19 protein-coding genes are annotated in these 22195 nt (G+C 62.3%); 9 read left to right on the forward strand and 10 right to left on the reverse strand.

Going from position 1 to position 22195, the window contains the following annotated elements:
- The first annotated feature begins 27 nt into the window (after positions 1-27).
- The 3 genes from hslO to ACTJJN_RS09000 all read left to right on the forward strand — a co-directional run bounded on the left by hslO (position 28) and on the right by ACTJJN_RS09000 (position 3371).
- Positions 28-927, forward strand: a complete 900-nt coding sequence (hslO, locus tag ACTJJN_RS08990; RefSeq protein WP_088513473.1) for an Hsp33 family molecular chaperone HslO — start codon at positions 28-30, stop codon at positions 925-927.
- Between the two features lie 179 nt (positions 928-1106).
- On the forward strand, positions 1107-2648 hold the full coding sequence (locus ACTJJN_RS08995) for a phosphoenolpyruvate carboxykinase (RefSeq protein ID WP_003255806.1): 1542 nt from the start codon (positions 1107-1109) through the stop codon (positions 2646-2648).
- A 282-nt stretch (positions 2649-2930) separates the two neighbouring features.
- On the forward strand, positions 2931-3371 hold the full coding sequence (locus ACTJJN_RS09000; protein WP_392493998.1) for an acyl-CoA thioesterase: 441 nt from the start codon (positions 2931-2933) through the stop codon (positions 3369-3371).
- Between the two features lie 56 nt (positions 3372-3427).
- Here the strand turns inward: ACTJJN_RS09000 and ACTJJN_RS09005 are convergent, their stop codons facing one another.
- The 3 genes from ACTJJN_RS09005 to fdhD all read right to left on the reverse strand — a co-directional run bounded on the left by ACTJJN_RS09005 (position 3428) and on the right by fdhD (position 7288).
- Positions 3428-3910 (reverse strand): glycine zipper domain-containing protein, encoded by a 483-nt coding sequence (locus tag ACTJJN_RS09005; protein WP_003255803.1) that lies wholly within the window; start codon positions 3908-3910, stop codon positions 3428-3430.
- Between the two features lie 196 nt (positions 3911-4106).
- A complete protein-coding gene (locus tag ACTJJN_RS09010) occupies positions 4107-6452 on the reverse strand; it encodes an FdhF/YdeP family oxidoreductase (protein ID WP_088513474.1) in 2346 nt (781 codons plus the stop codon).
- A gap of 5 nt (positions 6453-6457) precedes the next feature.
- Positions 6458-7288 (reverse strand): formate dehydrogenase accessory sulfurtransferase FdhD, encoded by an 831-nt coding sequence (gene fdhD, locus ACTJJN_RS09015; RefSeq protein ID WP_011953217.1) that lies wholly within the window; start codon positions 7286-7288, stop codon positions 6458-6460.
- A gap of 175 nt (positions 7289-7463) precedes the next feature.
- Here fdhD and lysM point away from each other — a divergent pair, with 175 nt between their 5' ends.
- Positions 7464-7904, forward strand: coding sequence for a peptidoglycan-binding protein LysM (gene lysM / locus ACTJJN_RS09020; protein ID WP_010951629.1), 441 nt, complete (start codon positions 7464-7466; stop codon positions 7902-7904).
- 111 nt (positions 7905-8015) lie between these two features.
- Here lysM and yrfG read toward each other — a convergent pair whose 3' ends face one another.
- The gene (gene yrfG / locus ACTJJN_RS09025) at positions 8016-8678 is read right to left on the reverse strand and encodes a GMP/IMP nucleotidase (protein ID WP_003255795.1); all 663 of its coding nucleotides are present in this window, start codon (positions 8676-8678) and stop codon (positions 8016-8018) included.
- Between the two features lie 64 nt (positions 8679-8742).
- On the opposite strand from yrfG, the gene nudE reads away from it, so the two are divergent.
- Both nudE and cysQ read left to right on the forward strand, forming a co-directional pair.
- On the forward strand, positions 8743-9309 hold the full coding sequence (nudE, locus tag ACTJJN_RS09030; protein WP_003255794.1) for an ADP compounds hydrolase NudE: 567 nt from the start codon (positions 8743-8745) through the stop codon (positions 9307-9309).
- On the forward strand, positions 9306-10124 hold the full coding sequence (gene cysQ / locus ACTJJN_RS09035; RefSeq protein ID WP_088513476.1) for a 3'(2'),5'-bisphosphate nucleotidase CysQ: 819 nt from the start codon (positions 9306-9308) through the stop codon (positions 10122-10124). Before nudE ends, cysQ begins: the two co-directional genes overlap by 4 nt.
- Positions 10125-10270: 146 nt before the next feature.
- Here cysQ and ACTJJN_RS09040 read toward each other — a convergent pair whose 3' ends face one another.
- From ACTJJN_RS09040 to rfbC, 4 genes are read right to left on the reverse strand one after another with little or no spacing between them, the layout of a single operon-like run.
- Positions 10271-10726 (reverse strand): thioesterase domain-containing protein, encoded by a 456-nt coding sequence (locus ACTJJN_RS09040; protein WP_003255791.1) that lies wholly within the window; start codon positions 10724-10726, stop codon positions 10271-10273.
- Entirely contained in the window at positions 10726-12132 is a 1407-nt protein-coding gene (locus tag ACTJJN_RS09045) for a sigma-54-dependent transcriptional regulator (protein WP_011953218.1), read from the reverse strand. Before ACTJJN_RS09045 ends, ACTJJN_RS09040 begins: the two co-directional genes overlap by 1 nt.
- Complete coding sequence (locus ACTJJN_RS09050) at positions 12129-13943, reverse strand: sensor histidine kinase (RefSeq protein WP_004575931.1); 1815 nt, start codon at positions 13941-13943, stop codon at positions 12129-12131. The genes ACTJJN_RS09045 and ACTJJN_RS09050 overlap by 4 nt, the downstream gene beginning before the upstream one ends.
- 42 nt (positions 13944-13985) lie before the next feature.
- Positions 13986-14531, reverse strand: coding sequence for a dTDP-4-dehydrorhamnose 3,5-epimerase (gene rfbC / locus ACTJJN_RS09055; protein ID WP_011953219.1), 546 nt, complete (start codon positions 14529-14531; stop codon positions 13986-13988).
- A gap of 278 nt (positions 14532-14809) precedes the next feature.
- On the opposite strand from rfbC, the gene aguA reads away from it, so the two are divergent.
- Positions 14810-15916: an agmatine deiminase gene (aguA, locus tag ACTJJN_RS09060; RefSeq protein ID WP_011953220.1), complete on the forward strand. Its 1107-nt coding sequence runs from the start codon at positions 14810-14812 to the stop codon at positions 15914-15916.
- Between the two features lie 194 nt (positions 15917-16110).
- Complete coding sequence (locus ACTJJN_RS09065) at positions 16111-16308, forward strand: hypothetical protein (RefSeq protein ID WP_011953221.1); 198 nt, start codon at positions 16111-16113, stop codon at positions 16306-16308.
- Positions 16309-16374: 66 nt separating this feature from the next.
- Here ACTJJN_RS09065 and ACTJJN_RS09070 read toward each other — a convergent pair whose 3' ends face one another.
- Positions 16375-18444: a TonB-dependent receptor gene (locus ACTJJN_RS09070; protein WP_014755042.1), complete on the reverse strand. Its 2070-nt coding sequence runs from the start codon at positions 18442-18444 to the stop codon at positions 16375-16377.
- A 474-nt stretch (positions 18445-18918) separates the two neighbouring features.
- On the opposite strand from ACTJJN_RS09070, the gene ACTJJN_RS09075 reads away from it, so the two are divergent.
- Positions 18919-20238 carry an OprD family porin gene (locus ACTJJN_RS09075; protein ID WP_003255784.1) on the forward strand — a complete coding sequence of 440 codons (1320 nt, stop codon included), beginning with the start codon at positions 18919-18921 and terminating at the stop codon, positions 20236-20238.
- A gap of 126 nt (positions 20239-20364) precedes the next feature.
- On the opposite strand, the gene ACTJJN_RS09080 is transcribed toward ACTJJN_RS09075, so the two are convergent.
- Positions 20365-22035, reverse strand: a complete 1671-nt coding sequence (locus ACTJJN_RS09080) for an FMN-binding glutamate synthase family protein (RefSeq protein WP_020190008.1) — start codon at positions 22033-22035, stop codon at positions 20365-20367.
- Between the last annotated feature and the right edge of the window lie 160 nt (positions 22036-22195).

Raw genomic sequence — 22195 nt, forward strand, 5'->3', positions numbered from 1 at the left:
TCATCATTTTTTAGATAGCCGAAACCTATGAGCGATTTGCCTGATACAGATTTCACCCAACGTTTCATCTTCGACGAGCGCGATGTGCGCGGCGAGTGGGTGTCTCTCGATGACAGCTACGCCGCAGTGTTGGCGCGTCATGAGTACCCCCAGCCGGTCAAGGTGCTGCTCGGTGAGTTGATGGCCGCCACCGCCTTGCTGGTGGGTGCGATGAAGTTCGATGGCTTGCTGATTCTGCAGGCGCGCTCGGCTGGGCCGATTCCGCTGCTGATGGTGGAATGCTCCAGCGAACGCGAGATCCGCGGCATGGCCCGCTACGAAGCGGACCAGATTTCGGCTGATGCCACCCTGTCGCAGCTGATGCCCGACGGCCACCTGACCCTGACCATCGACCCGGTCAAGGGCCAGCGCTACCAGGGGACCGTCGACCTCGATGGCGCCAACCTGTCGGAATGTTTCACCAACTACTTCGTCCAGTCGCAGCAGCTCAATACCCGTTTCTGGCTCGATGCCGCAGGCGGCAAGGCCCGTGGGCTGTTGCTGCAGCAACTGCCGCGTGATCGCCAGCCGGATGATGAAGAGCGCGAAGACAGCTGGCAGCACGTGGTGGCCCTGGCCAAGACGCTCAAGCCTGAAGAGTGGACAGAGGGCAACGAAACCCTGCTGCACCGCCTGTACCACGAAGACGCCGTGCGCCTGTTCGATATCCAGCCACTGCGCTTCAATTGCAGCTGTTCGCGGGAACGCTCCGGCAATGCGCTGGTCAGTCTGGGCGAGCACGACGCCAAGGCGCTGGTGGACGAATGTGGCGGGACGGTAGAGATCGATTGCCAGTTCTGCAACGAGCGCTACTTCTTCGATGCCAGCGATGTGGCGCAACTGTTTGCGGGTGGCGGTACTGACGTGGCCTCAGAAACTCGTCACTGAAACGTTAAATCACAGGATAATCTCCTGTCGAATTGCGCAAAAGCGCAGTTCTGACAGGAGGGGCCTACTTTTTTTGGGCGTTTCTGGCATAATCCGGCCACTTTTTTCGCTGTAGTAGTTTTTTCAAGACAACTACAAAACGTTTGGAGCACTCGGCCTCGGGCCGGATGGGGTATCTCATGACGCAAGCCAACAACACCGTGTACACCGACCTGAGCGTCGATGAGCTGGTAAAAGAAGCGCTGCAACGCGGTGAAGGCGTACTAGCCGATACTGGCGCACTGGTCGTGGAGACTGGTCACCGTACTGGCCGCTCGCCGGCTGACCGTTTCATCGTCGAAGAACCTTCCACCCAGGACGCCATTTCCTGGGGCCCGATCAACCGCAAGTTCCCGGCTGACAAGTTCGATGCCCTGTGGGCTCGCGTCGAGGCGTTCAACAACGCCCAGGATCACTTCGTTTCCTATGTTCACGTAGGGGCCGCAGCCGAGCACTACCTGCCGGTGAAGATGACCACCCAGACTGCCTGGCAGAACCTGTTCGGTCGTTGCCTGTTCATCAACCCGGAGCAGTTCAACCCGGCTGGCCGCGACCAGTGGCAGATCCTCAACGTCGCCAACTTCGTGTGCGAGCCTGAGCGTGACGGCACCAACTCCGACGGTTGCGTGATCATCAACTTCGCCCAGAAGAAAGTGCTGATCGCTGGCATGCGCTACGCCGGCGAAATGAAGAAAGCCATGTTCTCGGTGCAGAACTTCCTGCTGCCGGCTGCCGACGTACTGCCAATGCACTGCGCAGCCAACATCGGCGAAGAAGGCGATGTGACCTTGTTCTTCGGCCTGTCCGGTACTGGCAAGACCACCCTTTCGGCTGACGAAAGCCGTTACCTGATCGGTGACGACGAGCACGGTTGGGGCGAAGGCGTTGTCTTCAACATGGAAGGCGGCTGCTACGCCAAGTGCATCGACTTGTCCGAAAAGAACGAGCCGGTCATCTGGAAAGCCATCAAGCACGGCGCAGTACTGGAAAACGTCGTTCTCGACGCCAACAAGCACGCCGACTACACCGACGTCAGCCTGACTCAGAACAGCCGTGCGGCCTACCCGCTGGAGCACGTTGCCAAGCGTTCGGAAGCGAACCTGGGCGGCGAGCCTAACGCAGTGATCTTCCTCACCTGCGACCTGACAGGTGTTCTGCCTCCGGTTTCGATCCTGAACAACGAGCAGGCGGCCTACCACTTCCTGTCCGGCTACACCGCGCTGGTCGGTTCCACTGAAATGGGCTCGGGCGGCGGCATCAAGTCGACCTTCTCCACCTGCTTCGGCGCACCGTTCTTCCCGCGTCCGGCTGGCGAGTACGCTGAGCTGCTGATCAAGCGTATCAACGGTTTCAACTCCAAGGTCTACCTGGTCAACACCGGCTGGACCGGTGGTGGCTACGGCGTTGGCAAGCGCTTCAGCATCCCCACCACCCGTGCCGTGATCGCTGCCATCCAGAGCGGCGCACTGGTCGGTGCCGAAACCGAGCACCTGGACATCATCAACCTGGATGTGCCGAAGGCCGTTCCGGGCGTTGAAACCGAACTGCTCAACCCGCGCACCAACTGGGCTGACAAAGCGGCCTACGACGAGGCTGCCAAAGGTCTGGCCAAGCTGTTCATCGAAAACTTCAAGAAGTTCGAAGTTTCCGACGCCATCAAAGCCGCTGGCCCGCAGCTGTAAGCCGAGCTCAGCCGCAACGAGAAAGCCGCCCCCAGGGGCGGCTTTTTTGTGGATGCGGGATTACCCGCGAAAAGGCTGGACCTGCTGGCCAATGTCCACCCGCGATTCACCGTCGCAGCCGCCATCGTATTCGCGGGTAAACCCGCTCCTACACACTGACCGGTGGGGGGGGGCAGGCCGTTGTAGGAGCGGGCTTGCCCGCGAAGGGGCCCGCATAGGCAGCGAAAGTCTGGTTTTTCTGTTTCACTGTCAGCATCCATTGCGAAGACAAGAGCCAGCCAGATGACCGAAGCCCCTCAGCGCACTGCCTTCTTCCACTTCCACCCGATCCTCACCCGCCCCCAGGACAACGACCTGAACGGCCACATCGCCGGTGCAACGGTGCACGGTTTTTTCGAAACCGCGATCCAGGCGTTTCTCGTCGAGCAGGCTGAACTGGACCTGCGGCACGGTGAACTGGCCGCCTTCGTGGTCAGTTCGGCTGCGGATTTCTACGCGCTACCGGGCTTCCCGGATTTGTTGGAGGTGGGGTTGGGAGTGACGCGTCTGGCGGGCAGCACGGTAGAGTACCGGCTGGCGCTGTATCGCCCGGGCGAACCGGAGGCGTGCGCAGCAGGCACGGTAGTGCAGGTGTTCATCGAACGCGACAGTGGCCGGCCTGTGGCGTTGCCAGAGGCGCTGCAGGTTATCCTGTCCGGCCTCATGCTGGAGCGGCAGGCATAAAAAAGCCCCGCTGGCAGGGGCGGGGCTTTTGTTGCCGGGGGCAGGGCCCTCAGGCGTTAGTCGCGCCAGTGGCGCTTGTGCTTGCGGTGGCCATAGTGGTGACCACGGTCCCAGTGACGACGGTCGTCGTCGTAGCCGCGACGATAGCGGCGGCCATCGCGGTAATCGTCTTCGTCGGCCTCTTTGCCCAGGTAGTTACCCAGCGCACCACCGGCACCACCGCCGGCTGCCGCGCCAATGTAGCTACCCGTGGTGCCGCCCACGGAGCGACCGACCACGTTACCACCTGCAGCGCCCAGCGCGCCGCCGATAGCGGCCTCACCACGCTGGCGTTTGTCTGCGCCCAGGGCGCCACCTGCCGCACCGCCCAGACCGGCACCAATGGCGCCGCCGGTGCTGCCACCGATGGAGTTGCCCACGACAGAGCCCAGTACCCCACCCAATGCGCCGCCAATGCCGGCCTCGGTGGTGCCGCCTGCCATGGCAACGCCGCTGAGCAAGCTGAAAGACAACAACAGAATCGAGGAGTACTTCTTCATCAAGAGAGCCTCATAGGGATGACGAGGCGAATTTGAGGCTAAGAGACGTGGCTGGCAACGGAAATCCGACGAGTAACACGAGTTGTACACAATTCTCTAACTTGCTGTATTTACTATGAAACTTTATCGTTTTTAGGCTGTCTGAGACTTTTATGACAAAGCCCTGAACCGCCACGGAACAGGGCTTTTTTCATTTTTACAGGATACGCCCGTCCTCGCGCGCACGCTCCAGCTTGATGGCAATGAACTTCGATGTTGGCGTATGGCTACCCACACCAATGCTCTCCAGTGGCACCAGCGGGTTCACCTCCGGGTAATACGCCGCCGCCTGCCCGGCAGGTATGTCGAAGGCCAGCAGGGTAAAGCCTTGCACCCGGCGCACATGTTCATCCCCCCACAGCGAAACGATGTCGACCTTCTGCCCCGGCTGGAAGCCCAGGCGGATGATGTCGGCTTCGTTGGCGAACAGCACCTCGCGTTGGCCGCGCACACCGCGGTAGCGGTCGTCCAGGCCGTAGATCGTGGTGTTGTACTGATCGTGCGAGCGCATCGATTGCATGATCAAGTCTGGCAACTGGCCGCTGGCCCGTACGCGTTCGTCAAGCAGCGTGTCGGGCAGCAGGTTGGCCTTGAAGTTGGCGCGGCCGGTGCTGGTCGCCCATTCGCGGCTGGCCGCGCTGTTGCCCAGATAGAAGCCACCCGGATTACGTAGGCGCTGGTTAAAGCCGCTGAAACCGGCAATGGTATCGCCGATCAGATCGCGAATGCGGTCGTAGTCGGCCACCAGCCAGTGCCAGTCCACCGGTTGCTTGCCCAGCGTGGCGGCGGCGATGCCAGCGATCACTGCAGGCTCCGAGCGCATTTGCGTCGACAGCGGCTTCAGCTGGCCGTTGGAGGCGTGGACCATGCTGAACGAGTCCTCCACCGTGACTGCCTGCGGCCCGTCGGCTTGCAGGTCGATGTCGGTGCGGCCCAGGCACGGCAGGATCAGTGCCTGCTTGCCATGGACCAGGTGGCTACGGTTGAGCTTGGTGCTGATGTGCACGGTCAGCTCGCAGTTGCGCAGCGCCTGGGCGGTACGCTCAGTGTCGGGTGTGGCTTGGGCGAAGTTGCCGCCCAAGCCGATGAAAACCTTGGCCCGGCCATCGAGCATCGCGTGTATGGCTTCGACGGTGTTATGGCCATTGCGCCGCGGCACAGGGAAGCCAAAGCGCTTTTCGATGGCATCCAGCAGCGCCTCTGGCGGGCGCTCGTTGATGCCCATGGTGCGGTCACCCTGCACGTTGCTGTGGCCACGTACCGGGCACAGGCCGGCGCCGGGCGCGCCGATGTTGCCACGCAGCATCTGCAGGTTGACGATTTCCTGAATGGTCGGCACCGAGTGGCGGTGTTGGGTGATCCCCATCGCCCAGCACATGATCACCCGCTTGCCACGGCAGTACATGCGCGCGGCCAGTTCGATGTCGGCCAAGGTCAGGCCGGACTGTGCCTGGATGTGCGACCACGGCGTGGCGTCCACCACGGCCAGGTACTCATCGACGCCATGGCCATGTTCGGCGATGAAGGCGTGGTCGAACACGGCCGGTTCGCCGTTGGCCTGGGCTTCGCGTTCCCATTGCAGGGCGAACTTGGCCATGCCACGCAGCATCGCCATGTCGCCACCCAGGGCCGGGCGGAAGAAGGCGGTGTTGGTCGGACGGTCACTGTTGGTCAGCATTTCCAGTGGGTTCTGGGGGTGCTGGAAGCGCTCCAGACCACGCTCCTTGAGCGGGTTGATACACACCACCTGGGCGCCACGTTTTACCGCATCGCGCAGTGGGTCGAGCATGCGCGGGTGATTGGTGCCGGGGTTCTGGCCCCAGACAAAAATAGAGTCGGCGTGCTCGAAGTCGTCGAAGGTGACTGTACCCTTGCCGACCCCGACGCTTTGCCCCAATGCCACGCCGCTGGCCTCATGGCACATGTTCGAGCAGTCAGGGAAGTTGTTGGTGCCGTAGGCGCGCACGAACAGTTGGTACAGGTACGCCGCTTCGTTGCTGGCACGTCCCGAGGTATAGAATTCGGCCTGGTCAGGGTTGGCCAGCTTGTTCAGTTCGCGGGCGATCAGGGCGAAGGCGGCATCCCAGCTGATCGGCAGGTAACGGTCGCTGGGTGCGTCGTAGACCATCGGTTCGGTCAGACGCCCTTGGTACTCCAGCCAGTAGTCGCTTTGCTGCAGCAGCGAGGTGACGCTGTAACGGGCGAAGAAGGCAGCATCGACACGGCGCTTGGTAGCTTCCCAGTTCACCGCCTTGGCGCCGTTCTCGCAGAACTTGACCATGCCGCTTTCCGGCGAATCCCCCCAGGCGCAGCCGGGGCAGTCGAAACCGCCGTTCTGGTTGGTCTTGAGCAGGGCGCGAATGTTCTTCAGCGCGTTATCGCTGCCGACCCAGGCCTTGGCCACGCTACGCAGTGCGCCCCAACCGCCGGCGGGGCCGTGGTAGGGCTTGTAGCGAGGAGGGGAGGCTGGGGCGTTGTCCGGAAGATGTTGGTACGAGGTCACGACTGTTACGACTCCGCCGCTGGGCTGTAGACCCGCGGTGCGCTGTGCTTGGGCAAATGGATAAGGTTGAGGTTGTGCTTGCGTGCCCATTGCAGGGCAAGGCCGGTGGGCGCTGACAGGCTGACCAGGGTCTGGATGCCGGCACGCAGTACTTTCTGGATCAACTCCAGGCTGCAGCGGCTGGTGACGATGGCCAAGCCACCCTGGCTGTCGATGTGTTGCCGCAGCAGGGCACCAATCAGTTTGTCGAGGGCGTTGTGCCGGCCGATGTCTTCGCGGCCGAGCAGCAGTTCGCCTTGGCGGTCCATGAACAGTGCTGCATGTACGGCGCCGCAATGCTGGCCCAGTGGCTGGAAGGCGTCGATGCGCTCGCGCAGGCCGACCAGCCACTGGGCCGGGGGCAGGGGCGCACCCGGCAACACGGCCAGATCCGGCAGCGCCTGCTCCAGGGCCTCGACCCCACACAGCCCGCAACCACTGGTGCCGGCCAGTTGGCGGCGCTGGTTTTTCAGGTTCCAGAACGCCCGGCTGGAGATTTCCAGGTCGGCGTACATTGCCGAGCCGCTGCCGGAGAGCTTGAGGTCGTAGATTTCTGCGGTGCCTTCGACAATGCCGCTGCCGACGCTGAAACCGACCGCGAAGTCTTCCAGATCGGTAGGGCTGACCAGCATCACCGCCTGGTTGAGGCCGTTATAGACAATGGCCAGGGCCACTTCCTCGGCCAGCGGGGTGCTGTCGCGTTTGGCGTCGCTGAGCTGGACGTAATCGTAGGTGTTGCTGGCGGCGGGCATGGACAAGGGCGATGAGGCCGCGCAGACCGGAGGCTTGCTGTTCATCGGGGCGCTGAATACCGGCGGCTTTCTGATAGCACAAGCCTAGGCGTGCGGGCCGGCGGCGTCTAATCGCTAGGGTCTATGCCTTGATAGACCGCGTCGATTGGTCGCGCAGGGCGGGAGTGGTAAAGCTGGCCTAGACTCCTGTGTCCAAGGTTTCGTCAACAAGGAGAGCGCAATGAGCCTGTTCAGTTTCGTGAAGGAAGCCGGCGAGAAGTTGATCGACCTGCTGACCCCTGGCAACGCCAATGCCGAAGAGCAGCTTAAGAAACACGTGGAAGCTGTTGGCCTGGGCAACCCCAACATCACCGCCACTGTAGAAGGAGACAAGATCATCCTCAAGGGTGAAGTGGCCAGCCAGGAAGAGAAGGAGAAGATCATCCTGGCGGCGGGCAACATCAGCGGCGTGGCCAGTGTCGAGGACCAGATCACCGTGACCGGGCCGGTAGTCCAGGCGGCAAGGTTCGTCACAGTGAAATCGGGCGACACACTTTCAGCCATTGCCATGGTCGTGTATGGCAATGCCAATCAGTACAACAAGATTTTCGAGGCCAACAAGCCGATGCTCAAGCACCCGGACAAGATCTATCCGGGGCAGGTGCTGCGTATTCCTGACTGATCGCTGAAGTCTGTGCCGGCCTCTTCGCAGGCATGCCCGCTCCCACAGGTTGAGCGCCCTCTCACGGCTGGCGCAGTATCTGTAGGAGCGGGTTCACCCGCGAAGAGGGCCTCATAGGCCTACCAGTAACTCCCGGTAATCCTCGACCGCCGCAAACTCTTCAGTATCCCGCGGCCCTGCTTTGCTATCTGGCTGGCGCACCGCCAGCAAGTGCCCCACACCAAACCGCCGTGCACTGCGCAGAATCGCCAGCGTGTCATCAATGAACAGGCTGCGTTCTGGTTCGAAGCCGATATCCGCCTGCAGGGCATCCCAGAACTGCGGGCTTTCCTTCGGGTAGCCATAGTCGTGCGAGCTGATCAGCCGCTCGAAGTACGGTGCCAGCTCCACCCGTTCCAGCTTCAGCGACAGCGAGTCACGGTGGGCATTGGTGATCATCACGACACGCTTGCCGGCCTGGCGAATCGCCGCCAGGAAGGTATCGGCATCCGGGCGCAGGGCAATCAGGTCGGCAATTTCCCGCTTCAGCTCGCGAATCGGCAGGCGTAGCTCGCGGCTCCAGAAGTCCAGGCAGTACCAGTTCAATGTGCCGGCATTGCGTTCGAACAGTGGTTGCAGCTCCATTTCCGCCATGGCCCGGCTTACACCGTGCAGCTCGGCATAGCGCTGGGGCAGGTGGTCCAGCCAGAAGCGGTTGTCGTAATGCAGGTCGAGCAGGGTGCCATCCATGTCCAGCAGGACAGTGTCGATGGCAGACCAGGGAAGAACAGGCATGGGAAACTCTCGATCAGTCGGCAAGCCACGGTATAGTAACCCGTTCACGCCAAGGAGCCGCCCCATGCGCCAGAAACCCACCGTACTCAGCCGCGAAATTGTCGCCAGTAGCCGCCTGTTCCGCGTCGAAGCCGTACAGCTGCGCTTCAGCAATGGCGCCGAGCGCACCTATGAGCGCCTTGTGGGCCGGGGTAACGGCTACGGCGCGGTGATGATCGTGGCCATGCTCGATGCCGAGCACGCCGTGCTGGTGGAGGAGTACTGCGGTGGTACCGATGAATACGAGCTGTCGCTGCCCAAGGGCCTGATCGAGCCGGGCGAAGACGTGCTGGCGGCAGCCGACCGGGAGCTCAAGGAAGAAGCCGGTTTTGGCGCACGCCAGCTGGAGCACCTGACGGAACTGTCGTTGTCGCCGGGCTACATGAGCCAGAAGATTCAGGTGGTGCTGGCCAGCGACCTGTACGAAGAGCGCCTGGAAGGCGACGAGCCCGAGCCGATGCGGGTCGACAAGGTCAACCTGCGTGAGTTGTCGGCCTTGGCCATGCATCCGCAGTTCACCGAGGGCCGCGCCCTGGCGGCGCTGTACCTGGCCCGTGACCTGCTGATTCAGCGGGGGCTGCTGGAGCTATGAACGACCTGCAACTGATGCACGAAGTGGTCAAGCTGGCGCTGACGGCAGGCGAGGCGATCCTGCCATTCTGGCGCGCCGATGTCGCGGTAACCAACAAGGCCGACGATTCGCCGGTTACCGCCGCCGACCTGGCCGCGCACCGGGTAATTGCCGATGGTCTGCTGGCGCTGGCGCCGCAGATTCCGGTGCTGTCCGAAGAGGACTGCAATATTGCGCTGGCCGAGCGTCAGGGTTGGAGCCGCTGGTGGCTAGTCGACCCGTTGGATGGCACAAAGGAATTCATTGCCGGCAGTGAAGAGTTCACGGTCAACATCGCCCTGATCGAGAACGGCGAGGTGGTGTTTGGCGTGGTGTCGATGCCCACCAATGGGCGCTGCTATTTTGGTGGGCGCGGCATGGGGGCCTGGCGTGCAGATGCCGGTGAGGCAGCCCAGCTGATCCAAGTACGCAACGCACCCGCGCAGGGCGAGCGTTTTACCGTGGTGGCCAGCCGTCGGCATTCCAGCCCGGAGCAGGAAGCGCTGTTGGCCGGCCTTGGGGCTGCGGTGGGCGAGCTGGAGCTGGCCAATATTGGCAGCTCGTTGAAGTTCTGCCTGTTGGCCGAGGGCAGCGCCGATTGTTATCCGCGCCTGGCGCCGACTTCGCAGTGGGATACTGCTGCGGCGCAGGGTGTGGTGGAGGGGGCCGGTGGCGAAGTGATCGGGCTGGATGGCTTGCCGTTCCGGTATCCACCGCGCGAGTCGCTGCTCAATCCGCATTTCCTGGCATTGCCTGCCAATGCTGCATGGCGCCAGGCCTTCCTGAACCTCATCTAACTGCCTGGCACGATCCTGTGGGCCTTGTGTCGCGAAAGGGCCGCAAAGCGGCCCCGGCAATTCTGGCGGCGAAGCTGAAATCCTGGGGCCGCTTTGCGGCCTCATCGCGACGCAAGGCCGCTCCCACAAAGGCCGCGTTAGTCGTACTAGCGGTGCAGAACGTATTGGCCGCTGAACCTCACCGCCGGCTCGTCACTGCCGTCATTGCTCACCGTGGTCTCCAACGTCAACCGTGCCCGCCCACGGCGCTGGTACAGGGTCAGGAACCGCTCCCAGGTTTTATCGTCCGGCGCGGCACAACGCGCCACTGCCGTGCCGGTCACTGGCAACGGGTAGCTGATCTGCCCTTCCTGGATGACGATATGCCCGTCATCGATCCCCAGTTCGCGCAGGCGCAGGTGCAGCCAGCCCCAACCCACCAGCACTGCTGCGCAGTACAGGCTGCCGCCGAACATGGTGCTTTTGTGGTTGACGTTGGCCGCCAGCGGCAGTTGCAGGCGCAGGGTGTGCTGCTGCCAATCGATCACTTCCAGGCCCATCTCGCGTGTCAGGGGGATGTCGCTGTGCAGTACGGACTGCAGGTACTGGCTATTGGTGCTCATTAACGGTTGTCCTCTTGATCGTCATGCCCGCCGCTGCCGCCGTCGAAGTTCAAGCCATGCTTGCGCAGCTTGTCATGCAGGGTTTTGCGGGGGATACCCAGTGCTTCGGCCAGGCTCCGCATGGAACCGTGTGGCTGGGCCAGTTCGGCGGCGATCAGCGAACGTTCGAACTGCTCGACCTGTTCGCTGAGGTTGCCGCTGAGCATGGGCGCTGCCGGCGCTGCTGCCGAGGGTGCCTGGCCATCGAGTGCCAGTTCCAGGCCAAGGGCGAAACGCTCGGCGGCGTTCTGTAGCTCGCGGACGTTGCCTGGCCAGTCATGACGCAGCAGCAGGGCGCGTTGCGCGGGTTGCAGCGCATGCGGCGACAGGCCATGACGTTGGCTGGCAGCATCGGCGAAATGCTGGAACAACACCAATATGTCGTCGCCGCGTTCACGCAGTGGCGGAATACGCAGCGGCGCCACGTTCAGGCGGTAATACAAGTCCGCGCGGAAACGCCCTTGGTCGGCAGCCTGACGCAGGTCTTCCTTGGTGGCGGCTATGATGCGGATGTCCAGCGGGATCAACTGGTTGCCGCCCAGGCGTTCGACCACCCGCTCCTGCAGCATGCGCAGTAGCTTCACCTGTACATCCAGGCTCATGCTCTCGATTTCGTCGAGGAACAGCGTGCCGCCGTTGGCAAATTCGAACTTGCCGATACGGCGCTTCTGCGCGCCGGTGAACGCACCGGGCTCGTGGCCGAACAGTTCGCTTTCGACCACCGACTCGGCCAGCGCGCCGGCGTTGATCGCCACGAACGGCCCTTCGCTGCGGCTGGACAGGTCGTGCAGCGCGCGGGCCACCACCTCTTTGCCAGCGCCCGTCTCACCCAGAATCAACACGTCGGCGCGGGTGCCGGCCAAGGCGCCGATCTGCTCGCGCAGGCGCAGCATGGCCGGTGAATGGCCGACCAGGCGGGTTGCCAGTTGCTGGCGGTCGCTCAGTGCCAGGCGCAGGCTACGGTTGTCCAGCACCAGTCGGCGCAAGGCCAGGGCGCGGCGTACGCTGTCGAGCAGGGCGTCTGTGGCAAAGGGTTTTTCCAGGAAGTCATAAGCCCCGGCACGCATCGCCTGCACCGCCAGCGGCACATCGCCATGGCCGGTTATCAGCAGCACCGGCAGTTCGCTGTCGCGGCCGTGCAGTTGTTCCAGCAACTGCAGGCCATCGATGCCCGGCATGCGGATGTCGCTGACCACCACGCCTGGCCAGTCGGCCTCGATACGGTCGGCCAGGCCTTGGGCTTCGGGCAGGGCGACTACCTTGAGCCCGGCCAGGTCCAGGGTCTGGCTCAAGGCTTGGCGCAGGTGGGGGTCATCGTCGACCAGGATGACCTGGGCTCGGCTGTCGATCAGTGTCTCGGTGGTCATGCCGAGGGGTCCTCCGAATTGGGCAAAGTAGCGCCAGATGCGGCCACACGCAGCTGGAGGGTCAGCATTGCACCACCTTCCGGGTGGTTGGCCAGCAGCAGTTCACCGCCCAGGGCGCGCATCAGGCTTTCACAGATGGCCAGCCCCAGGCCCAAGCCCTGGGTACGGGTCTTGGTGGTGAAGAACGGCTCCTTGGCGTGCTCCAGGGCCTGGCGGCTGAAGCCGGGGCCGTTGTCACGGATGTACAGGTAGACGCAGTCATCACGCTGCTCGGCACTTAGCCACAGGCGGCGCGGGTTGGCTTTTTCGGTCAGGGCGTCGAGGGCATTGGCCAGCAGGTTGCCTAGCACCTGGCGCAGGCGGGTTTCGCCTGCCTGTACCCACAAGGTGGCTTCCGGCAGGTCGCGGATCAGCTCTACGGCCATCGCCCGGCGGCGCTTGGCAAGCAGCGCCAGGGCATCGTCCAGGGCCGGCTGCAGGGCAACGCTCTCCGGGGCATGGCGGTCACGACGGGCGAAGGCACGCAGGTGGGCAATGATCGAGGCCATGCGCCCGGTCAGCTCGCCGATCAGCTTGAGGTTGCCGCGGGCGTCTTCGGTACGTTGGTGGTCGAGCAGGATCTCGGCGTTTTCTGCGTAGCTGCGGATGGCGGCCAGGGGCTGGTTCAACTCATGGCTGATACTGGCCGACATGGTGCCGAGCACCGACAGCTTGCCGGCCTGCACCAGTTCGTCCTGTGCGCGCACTGCCTCCTGCTGAGCGTTTTCGCGCTCCAGCACGGCATTTTTCAGGCGGGTATTCAGGCCTTCAAGGTCGGCGGTGCGTTCGGCCACGCGCTTTTCCAGTTCCTGGCGGCCCCGTGCTTCGAAGTCGATGCGGTCGATGTAATGGCGCCGCCGTTGCATCACCAAGCCTGCCAGCAACATCAGTACCAGCAGCGTACCGGCACCGATGGCCATTACCGTCTGCACCGAGCGATCAACCAGCGTGCGCGGGGCAAGGATGCTGACTTGCCAGCCAGTTTCCTTGATGTCGCGGGTCTGGGTGATCCAGGCCTGCGGGTTGAGAACCAGCGGCTGTGGGGCCTGGGTCGGATAGGGCTGGATGGCGATGATGGCCTGGCGCTCGGCGTCGGTTAGCGTGCGGGTAGCACGAAAGCGCCAGTCGGGCCGCGAAGTCAGGATGACCACGCCATTGTGATCGGTCAGCAACAGCTGCTCGGGCGTACGGCCCCACAGGGTTTCGGTGTGGTCGAGATCGACTTTGACCACCAGCACGCCGACGATCCGCTCGCGGTCCCGCACGGCCGCGGCAAAGAAGTAGCCGCGCTTGGCCGAGGTGGTGCCCTGGCCGAAGAAGCGGCCCAGGTGGCCAGCCATGGCTTCGTTGAAGTAGGGGCGGAAGGCGAAGTTTCGGCCGACGAAGCTGTCGTGCTTGTCCCAGTTCGAGGCGGCCAAGGTGTTGCCGCTGACATCCATCAGGTACATCACCTCGGCACCGGTCTGCTGCACGATGTCCTTGAGCAGGCGGTTGGCGTTGGTCACCGCTTCCAGGCGGAAAGGGTCGGCCAGCACGCCACGCAGCGCCGGCAAGTCGCCGAGAATTTGCGGCAAGGTCTCGTAGCGGTGCAGGGTGCCGAGCAGGTTGGCCACATACAGGTCGAGGGTCTGGCGGTTCTGCGAGGCCAGTTCCTCCTGGTAATAGCGTTCGGCCAAGTGATGCAGGGGCCACAGTAATGGGGCCAAGATCAGCGCCAGCAGGGCCAGGCTGCGCCAGCGGGGACGGCGTGGGGGCGTGGGCTTTGCAATCATCAGGTAAATGCGCCAGAAAAGTCTGACGCAATTATGCGCTAGTTAAGGCAGCAGTTCCGCCTCTGCCAATGGCAGGCCCACCTTGTCCTTGTCCGACAACAGCGGAGGCTGCTGCAGCCCCCAGTCGATGGCCAGTTGCGGGTCGTCCCAGCGGATGCAGCGGTCGGCGCCCGGGTTGTAGTAGTCGGTGGTCTTGTAGAGGAACTCGGCCGATTCACTCATCACCGCAAACCCGTGGGCGAAGCCAGGCGGAACCCACAGCTGGCGATGGTTGTCGGCCGACAGGTGCACCGCGACCCATTTGCCGAATGTTGGCGAGCTTTTGCGCACGTCCACGGCGATATCGCGGATCTCCCCGTGCACCACGCGCACCAGCTTGCCCTGGGTGTTTGCCACCTGGTAGTGCAGCCCACGGAGCACGCCCTTGATGGAGCGCGAGTGGTTGTCCTGGACGAACTCCATGTTCACGCCGGTTTGCTGTGAGAACTCACGGGCGTTGAATGCCTCGAAGAAAAAACCACGGCTGTCAGCGAACACCTTTGGCTCGATGATCAGTACTTCAGGGATTGCTGTAGGGATGATGTTCATAGCGGCTCGCTGGTCCTTCGTTCAAGTATTGACACTAGTCGGCCTTGCCGAAAATTTCCGCGCGTAGCTGTAACAGGATGCATAAGGTGGGGCTATGGTGGACGGCAGGCCGTTCCTTTCAACAGACCAGCTCTGATATGTGTCGATTGTTATCGATTTAAATTCGCCGAGTGGCGCGACATTCTTCGATTTTCAGGCTTCAATTATCGATATATATCGGTTATAAATTGACAAACGCCCCAGGCACACCCGGCTCAGGGCCATCACAGAGGTCACCCATGAAAACCCTCAACTCCACGCCCCGTGCCGATGGTTTCCACATGCCCGCCGAGTGGGCCCCGCAGACTCAGGTGTGGATGGTCTGGCCGGAGCGCCCGGACAACTGGCGCCTGGGCGGCAAGCCGGCGCAGGCTGCCCACGTAACCCTGGCCAAAGCCATTGCCCGTTTCGAACCTGTGACCGTCGCGGCCTCCGCCGGCCAGTACGAAAACGCCCGGCGCCAACTCGACCAGCCGAACATTCGTGTGGTTGAAATCAGCAACGACGATGCCTGGGTGCGTGATACCGGCCCGACCTTTGTCATCAACGGCCATGGCGAAGTGCGCGGTGTCGATTGGGGCTTCAATGCCTGGGGCGGCTTCGACGGCGGCCTGTACGCACCCTGGAACCGCGACGAGGAACTGGCCGCCAAGGTGCTGGAAATGGAGCGCTGCCAGCGCTACCAGACCGAAGGTTTTGTGCTTGAAGGTGGTTCGATCCACGTAGACGGTGAAGGCACCGTGATCACCACTGAGGAATGCCTGCTCAACCGCAACCGCAACCCGCACCTGAGCCGCGAGCAGATCGAAGCGGTGCTGCGCGATCACTTGGCGGTCGACACCGTGGTATGGCTGCCTGATGGCTTGTACAACGACGAAACCGACGGCCACGTCGACAACTTCTGCTGTTACGTGCGCCCGGGCGAAGTGTTACTGGCCTGGACCGATGATTCCAACGACCCCAACTATGCGCGCTGCCACGCGGCCATGGATGTGCTGAAGAACACCCGCGACGCCAAGGGCCGCGAGTTCATCGTGCACAAGATGCCGATCCCGGGTCCGCTGTACGCCACCGCCGAAGAGTGCGCCGGTGTCGACCAGGTCGCCGGCAGCCAGGAGCGTGACCCGTCGGTGCGCCTGGCGGGTTCGTACGTGAACTTCCTGATTGTTAACGGTGGCATCATTGCCCCAAGCTTCGACGACCCGGCAGATGCCGAAGCCAGAGCGATCCTGGCAAGGATCTTCCCCGACCATGAGGTGGTGATGATCCCGGGCCGCGAACTGCTCTTGGGGGGCGGCAACATCCACTGCCTGACCCAACAGCAGCCGGCGCCGGTCAAGCGCTGAGCGCGTGATGAATAAAGAAGCCCGTCATGTGACGGGCCTCTTTTTTGCGCGGGCGACGCCCGGAGGCCCGAGCTGGCATACGTTTTGTATTGTTTTTCAAGCAGATAGCGAGATGGCACGGCCAGGCCGCGCCTCTGATCTGTAACAATACCTACGTAAATTAGCCGCTCACGGGCCAGGGAGTACGTGTGGACATGAACGCAGCAAGTGAGTCGGCTTTGCGCCCATCGGCAGTTGATCGCCAATCGCTCAGGCTTTTGGCGAAGCGGTTGAAACACCATGGAAGCATCAGGGTCAGGACGACCGACCCACGACGTCTGCTTGCCGGGCGATACCCCCAAGGGTTGATCAGCGAAGCAGAGATGCAGGCGCTGATGGCAGTGTGGCACTGATTGATTGCACCTGTACCTGCCCCTTCGCGGGCATGCTCGCGAAGAGGCAGGTACAGGCAACTAAGATCAGAAACTGTAGCTACCCGTCACCACAAGGCTACGCGGATCGCCCACCTGGATCTGCGCCGCACTGGTTGCCGAGCTGTAGTAGGTCTTGTCAGCAATGTTGCTCAATGCCGCCCGCACATCCCAGTCATGGGTCCGATACCCCGCCAGTGCATCCCAACGGCCATACCCCGGTAATACCGTGGTGTTCTGGTTGTCCGCATAACGCTCGCCCACCAGTGTGAGCCCGGTTTCGGCGTACCAGCCCAGCTCAGGTTTCCAGGTCACGAACAGGCTGCCATTGCGCTTGGCCACGTCATTGATGCGGTTGCCTTCCTGGCCGTTATTGTCCTTGACGATGGTCGCATCCTGCAGGCCAATGCCGCCGCGTACATACCAGTTGCCGACGATGTTGCCGGTGGCTGTCAGTTCGATGCCGCGCGAACGCTGCATGCCGCTGAGCAAGATGATGTTCGGGTCGTTCGGGTCGCGGGTGCGGCGGTTGTAAAGTTCCAGCTCGTAGATGGCCAGGGTGGTGGTCAGGCGCTGGTCGAGCCAGTCACTTTTCACCCCGATTTCCTTCTGCCGGGTCTGCTCCGGACGGGTGTCGTTGGTATTGCCCGGCGCCCCCGGGGTGATGCCGATCAAGCCTCCGCCCACCGGCGAGAAAGTCTTGCTCCACGAGGCGTAGAACGAATGGTCGCGCCATGGCGTGTAGACCATGCCCAGGCGTGGGCTGGTGCTGTTGCTGTCCTGCGGTTCGCGCAAGCCATCCTTGTTGGTGGTTTCCACTTCGAACTGGTCAAAGCGCACGCCGGCGAGAACCTGCCACTGATCGTTCAGGCGAATCTGGTCTTGCAGATAAACCCCGCGGCTGTCGACCACGGTGTGGTTGTTGCTCGATACCGCCAACGTACCATTGTGCGGCTGGCTGGGTTTGCCCAGGCCTGGCAGGTTCTGGCTGCCGGCGCTGTATAGCAGCGGATCGCGCCGCTGGTTGCCGAACTCCAGGCCTAGCAGCAGCTTGTGTTCAAGGCCCAAAGTGTCGAAGTCGCTCTCGGCCTCCAGGTTGTTGAACAGGTTGCGGGTGTTCAGGTCCTGCTGCCAGCGTTGGCGGGTCAAGGTATTGGTGCCGGCGTTGTAGCCCGTGACATAGGTGTTGTCGAACTCGCTGTCGAGTTTGAACAGGCCCAGGGTGTGGCGCAGCTGCCAGGTTTCGTTCAACTGGTAGTTCAGGCGCGAGCGCAGCGATTGGGCGCGGTCGTCAATGTAGTCGCGATGGTCGCCGTAGGTGGCGCTGCGGCTGACGTCTGCCGGGCGGCCGTTGACACTCGGGATGCCGCGGTCTGGTGTGCGGTTGTAGCGGCTGTATTCATACTGCACCAGCCAGTTCAGGTCGGGGGTGATCTGCCAGCTGATCGACGGGGCGAACAGTTGGCGGCTACCGTCAATACCCTCGCGAAAGCTGTTGTTGTCCTGGTTGCCCATGTTCAGGCGCAGGCTGACCGTGTCGCTGGGGTCGGCGCTGAGGTCGGCATACAGGCTGCGCAGGTCTTCGCTGCCGGCCTGCGCTTCGATGGTCGAGCGGCGACCCGGCTCTGGTGCCTTGCTGACCCTGTTGACGATGCCGCCCTGGCTGCCACGGCCATACAGTACCGCTGCAGGCCCCTTCAGCACTTCGACCCGCTCGATGTTGTGCAGGTCGCGAATGTACTGGCTGTCGTCGCGAATACCGTCCAGATAGAAGTCGTTGCTGGCCTCGAAGCCGCGGATGCGTACGCTGTCAAAACGGGTGTCGGCGCCGCTGCTGACGTTTGGGATACCCTCCAGCGCCTTGCCCAGCGTGTTGCTGCCGTAATCCAGCACATTGGCGGTTTTCACCGTATCGATGGCCTGCGGCACATAACGCACGGGCGTCGAGGTGCGGGTTGCGGTGCTCACCTCCTTGACCCGCGGGTTGTCCTTCTCGCGCTCGCTGTCGGCGGTAACCGACGACTCCGGCAGTGTGGTGGTGGCGGCGCTGGCCAGGCTGGCGCTGAACAGCAGCGACAGGCCAAGCGTCAGGGGTGAAAGACGGCAGGGTACAAGCATGGGCACATCCGGAACGGGCAGTTGAAAATAAAGTGCGGATGGTAATGCTTGTTATTTGCTCTTGCTCGGCTATTTGTAAAGGGTTGTCTTTACATATGTGTCAGTTTGTAACTACCTCTACGGCCACGCTTTGCCTGCTTTCAGGAAATTGTCCGCTCGATCAAAAGGCAATTTCCTACACAAGATAAATTGCCCGCTGATAGCGCAAACCTGCATGGAAATGCACCAGACAGGCCGGTAATTTTGGTTATATCAACCTGCATTTCACGACTTTTTGACATTTGTAATCGCACACGGCTAGGATTCGGCCAACGCCAGCTGGCCATGGTATTGGCCAAGCTGCTGCCAAGGGCCGCCGTGAACTTACCGGTCGGCCCGCCCGGCTGGATCCGCATAGCGTCGAACCTACGAAGGGGCGTTGGTTCCTGGCGTCATATTGCAGAGCGTTTTTGATTAAGAAATAAGGAAAACAACATGTTGAAAACCAGGATCAGCCTGGTCGCCCTGGCGATGATCGCCGCGACCCAGGCTCAGGCCAATGACCAGGCTGACAGCAAGGGCTTCATCGAAGACAGTCACGCCAACGTCCTTCTGCGCAACGCCTACATCAACCGTGACAAGAAGCATGGCACCGACGACCAGATCGAATGGGGCCAGGCGTTCATCGCCAACTTCTCCTCCGGTTTCACCCAGGGCACCGTTGGCGTCGGTGTTGACGCATTCGGCCTGTACGCCGTGCGCCTGGATGGTGGCAAAGGCCACAACGGTGGTGGCGGCGTCGACTTCTTCAAACCGCACGAAACCACCAATGCCGAAGGCAACGCCAGCTCGCCGCACAACCTGGCGCGTGGTGGTGCTGCTGTGAAATTCCGCATTTCCAACACCGTGCTGAAGTACGGTGACCAGATGCCAGCACTGCCAGTGCTGCAGTACGACGATGCACGTCTGCTGCCAGAAAGCTTCACCGGCACCCTGATCACCTCCAAAGAGATCCAGGGCCTGGAACTGAACGCCGGCCGCTTCACCCAGGAAGCGCGCAAGAGCGCCGAGCGCCGTGATGGTGGTGGCCTGAAGTCGATCAACGTCTTAGGTGGCAGCTACAAGTTCACCGACAACTTCACCGCTTCGCTGTACACCGCCGACAACGAAGATGTGATGAAGAAGCACTACCTGGGCTTGAACTACGTCTTCCCGATCGCCAGCGACCAGTCCCTGACCCTGGACTTCAACGGCTACAAGTCGGACATCAACAACAAGTACGTAAAAGCCGCAGGCCTGAACGGCGACTCCAACACCATCTGGAGCCTTGCAGCCACCTACGCGTACGGTGCGCACTCGTTCACCCTCGCTCACCAGCGCAGCACCGGCAGCACTGGCTACAACTACGGCTTCTACCAGAACGCCGGCGGCGTGGGTGACGGTGGTTCCACCATCTACCTGGCCAACTCGTACTGGTCCGACTTCAACGCCGAAGACGAGCGCTCCTGGCAGCTTGGCTACGGCCTGGACTTCGGTGCCTATGGCATTCCGGGCCTGACCTACAAGCTGGCCTACGTGGTGGGTGACAACATCAACACCCGTAACGTCGCCAACCCGCAAGGCTTCGGCGAAGGTAAAGAGCGCGAGATCTTCAACCAGATCCGTTACGTGGTGCAGGACGGCCCGGCCAAGGACCTGTCGATCAAGCTGCGTAGCTCGTTCTTGCGTACCAACAACGCCGTGCAGCAGAACGGTTACAACGACGACGGCAACGAAGTCCGCGTATTCGTCGAGTACCCGATCAGCATCTTCTGATCTGCAGTTGCTTGCATGAGTGCTGGGGCCGCGCTGCGGCCCTTCGCGGGCTTGNCGAGTCTGGCGCTGCACTTGTGGGAGCGGGCACGCCCGGGAAGGGCTGCAGTGCAGCCCCAGTCATGTTTGTCATGCAGGTTCAGTCTCTTCGTGGCGCAGTCTTGATGCCACAGTTCGTGTTGCAGTGTCCCCCGTCTCTGGCGCAAAACTGTCGCTACGCGCCATCCGCCACATCCGCGCATAAAACTCGCTTTCGATCGAGCCACTGAGTAATTCGCCCGGCTTGAGGAATGTGTGCAAGTCCGAAAACAACCCGATTTCACTGGGGCTGATGCGCCGTGCCAGGTGCTTGGGCTTGAGCTCCGAAGGGTGCTCCAGGCCTGCGGCAGCCAACATCTCGGCCAGCGCGTGCAGTGTGTTGCGGTGGAAGCTGGCCACCCGCTCGGCCTTGTCTGGCACCACCAGGGCGCGCTGGCGCAGAGGGTCTTGGGTCGCCACGCCGGTCGGGCACTTGTTGGTGTGGCAGCTTTGCGACTGAATGCAGCCGATGGCAAACATGAAGCCGCGTGCCGAGTTGACCCAGTCAGCGCCGATGGCCAATACGCTGGCAATGTCGAAGGCGCTGACGATCTTGCCCGCCGCACCAATGCGGATGCTGGAGCGCAGGTTCAGGCCGACCAACGTGTTGTGCACGAACATCAGGCCTTCGCGCATTGGCACGCCCATGTTGTCGCTGAACTCGCGAGGTGCCGCGCCGGTGCCGCCTTCCTTGCCATCGACAACGATGAAGTCAGGGGTGATGCCGGTGGCGAGCATGGCCTTGGCAATACCCATGAATTCCCAAGGGTGGCCCAGGCAGAACTTGAAGCCAACGGGCTTGCCGCCCGAAAGCTCGCGCAGGCCGGCTACGAACTGCAGCAGTTCGACCGGTGTGCGGAAGGCGCTGTGCGCCGCCGGCGAGATGCAGTCCTCGCCTACACGTACGCCACGGGTCTCGGCAATTTCGGGGCTGACCTTGTGCCCCGGTAAAATGCCGCCGTGGCCAGGCTTGGCGCCCTGGCTGAGCTTGATCTCGATCATCTTCACCTGTGCCGAGCGGGCCTGTTCGGCGAAGCGCTGTGGGTCGAAACGACCGTCCTCGGTGCGGCAGCCGAAGTAGCCGCTGCCAATTTCCCAGATCAGGTCGCCGCCGTGTTCACGGTGGTATGGGCTGATACTGCCCTCGCCAGTGTCATGGGCAAACCGGCCCATGCGCGCGCCGCGGTTGAGCGCGGCGATGGCGTTGGCGCTGAGGGCGCCGAAACTCATCGCCGAGATGTTGAAGATCGAGGCCGAGTAGGGCATTCGGCACTGCGGCCCGCCGATGGCAATGCGGAACGAGGCAGGGTCTGGCGTGGCCACCGGCAGCATGGAATGGCTGATGAACTCGAAACCAGGTTTGTAGGCGTCGTTGAGCGTGCCGAACGCTTTCTCGGCGCTTTCGTTCTTGGCGCGGGCGTAGACCAGCGAGCGTTGCGAGCGGGAGAACGGCAGCTTGTCGTCGTCACCTTCGATCAGGTACTGGCGGATTTCCGGGCGGATGGTTTCGATCAGGTAACGGATATTGCCCAGGATCGGGTAGTTGCGTCGCACCGCATGGTGGCTTTGACGCAGGTCATTCAGGCCGACCAGGCTGAGCAGCGCGGTGATCAGCGTTACCGGCCACAGCCAGGCATGTTGGGCCAGCAGGGGCAGGCTGGCGAAAGTGAAGACAAGGCAGAGTACGAGGCAGGCGTAGCGGCTGGGAAGAGAGTGTTTCATGGGTCCATCGCAGGCAGGATGACCGGGCATAGGATAGGCAAACGCAGGGGACGGAAAACCTGGGTAATCGGTAAAAGACTGTTACCTGATTGCGAATTCCCAGGTCTGCGCAGCCCTATTTTGTGGGAGCGGCCTTGTGTCGCGATGGGCTGCGCAGCAG

The sequence above is a fragment of the Pseudomonas sp. 22515 genome, assembly GCF_052044625.1.
Lineage (GTDB): Bacteria > Pseudomonadota > Gammaproteobacteria > Pseudomonadales > Pseudomonadaceae > Aquipseudomonas > Aquipseudomonas alloputida.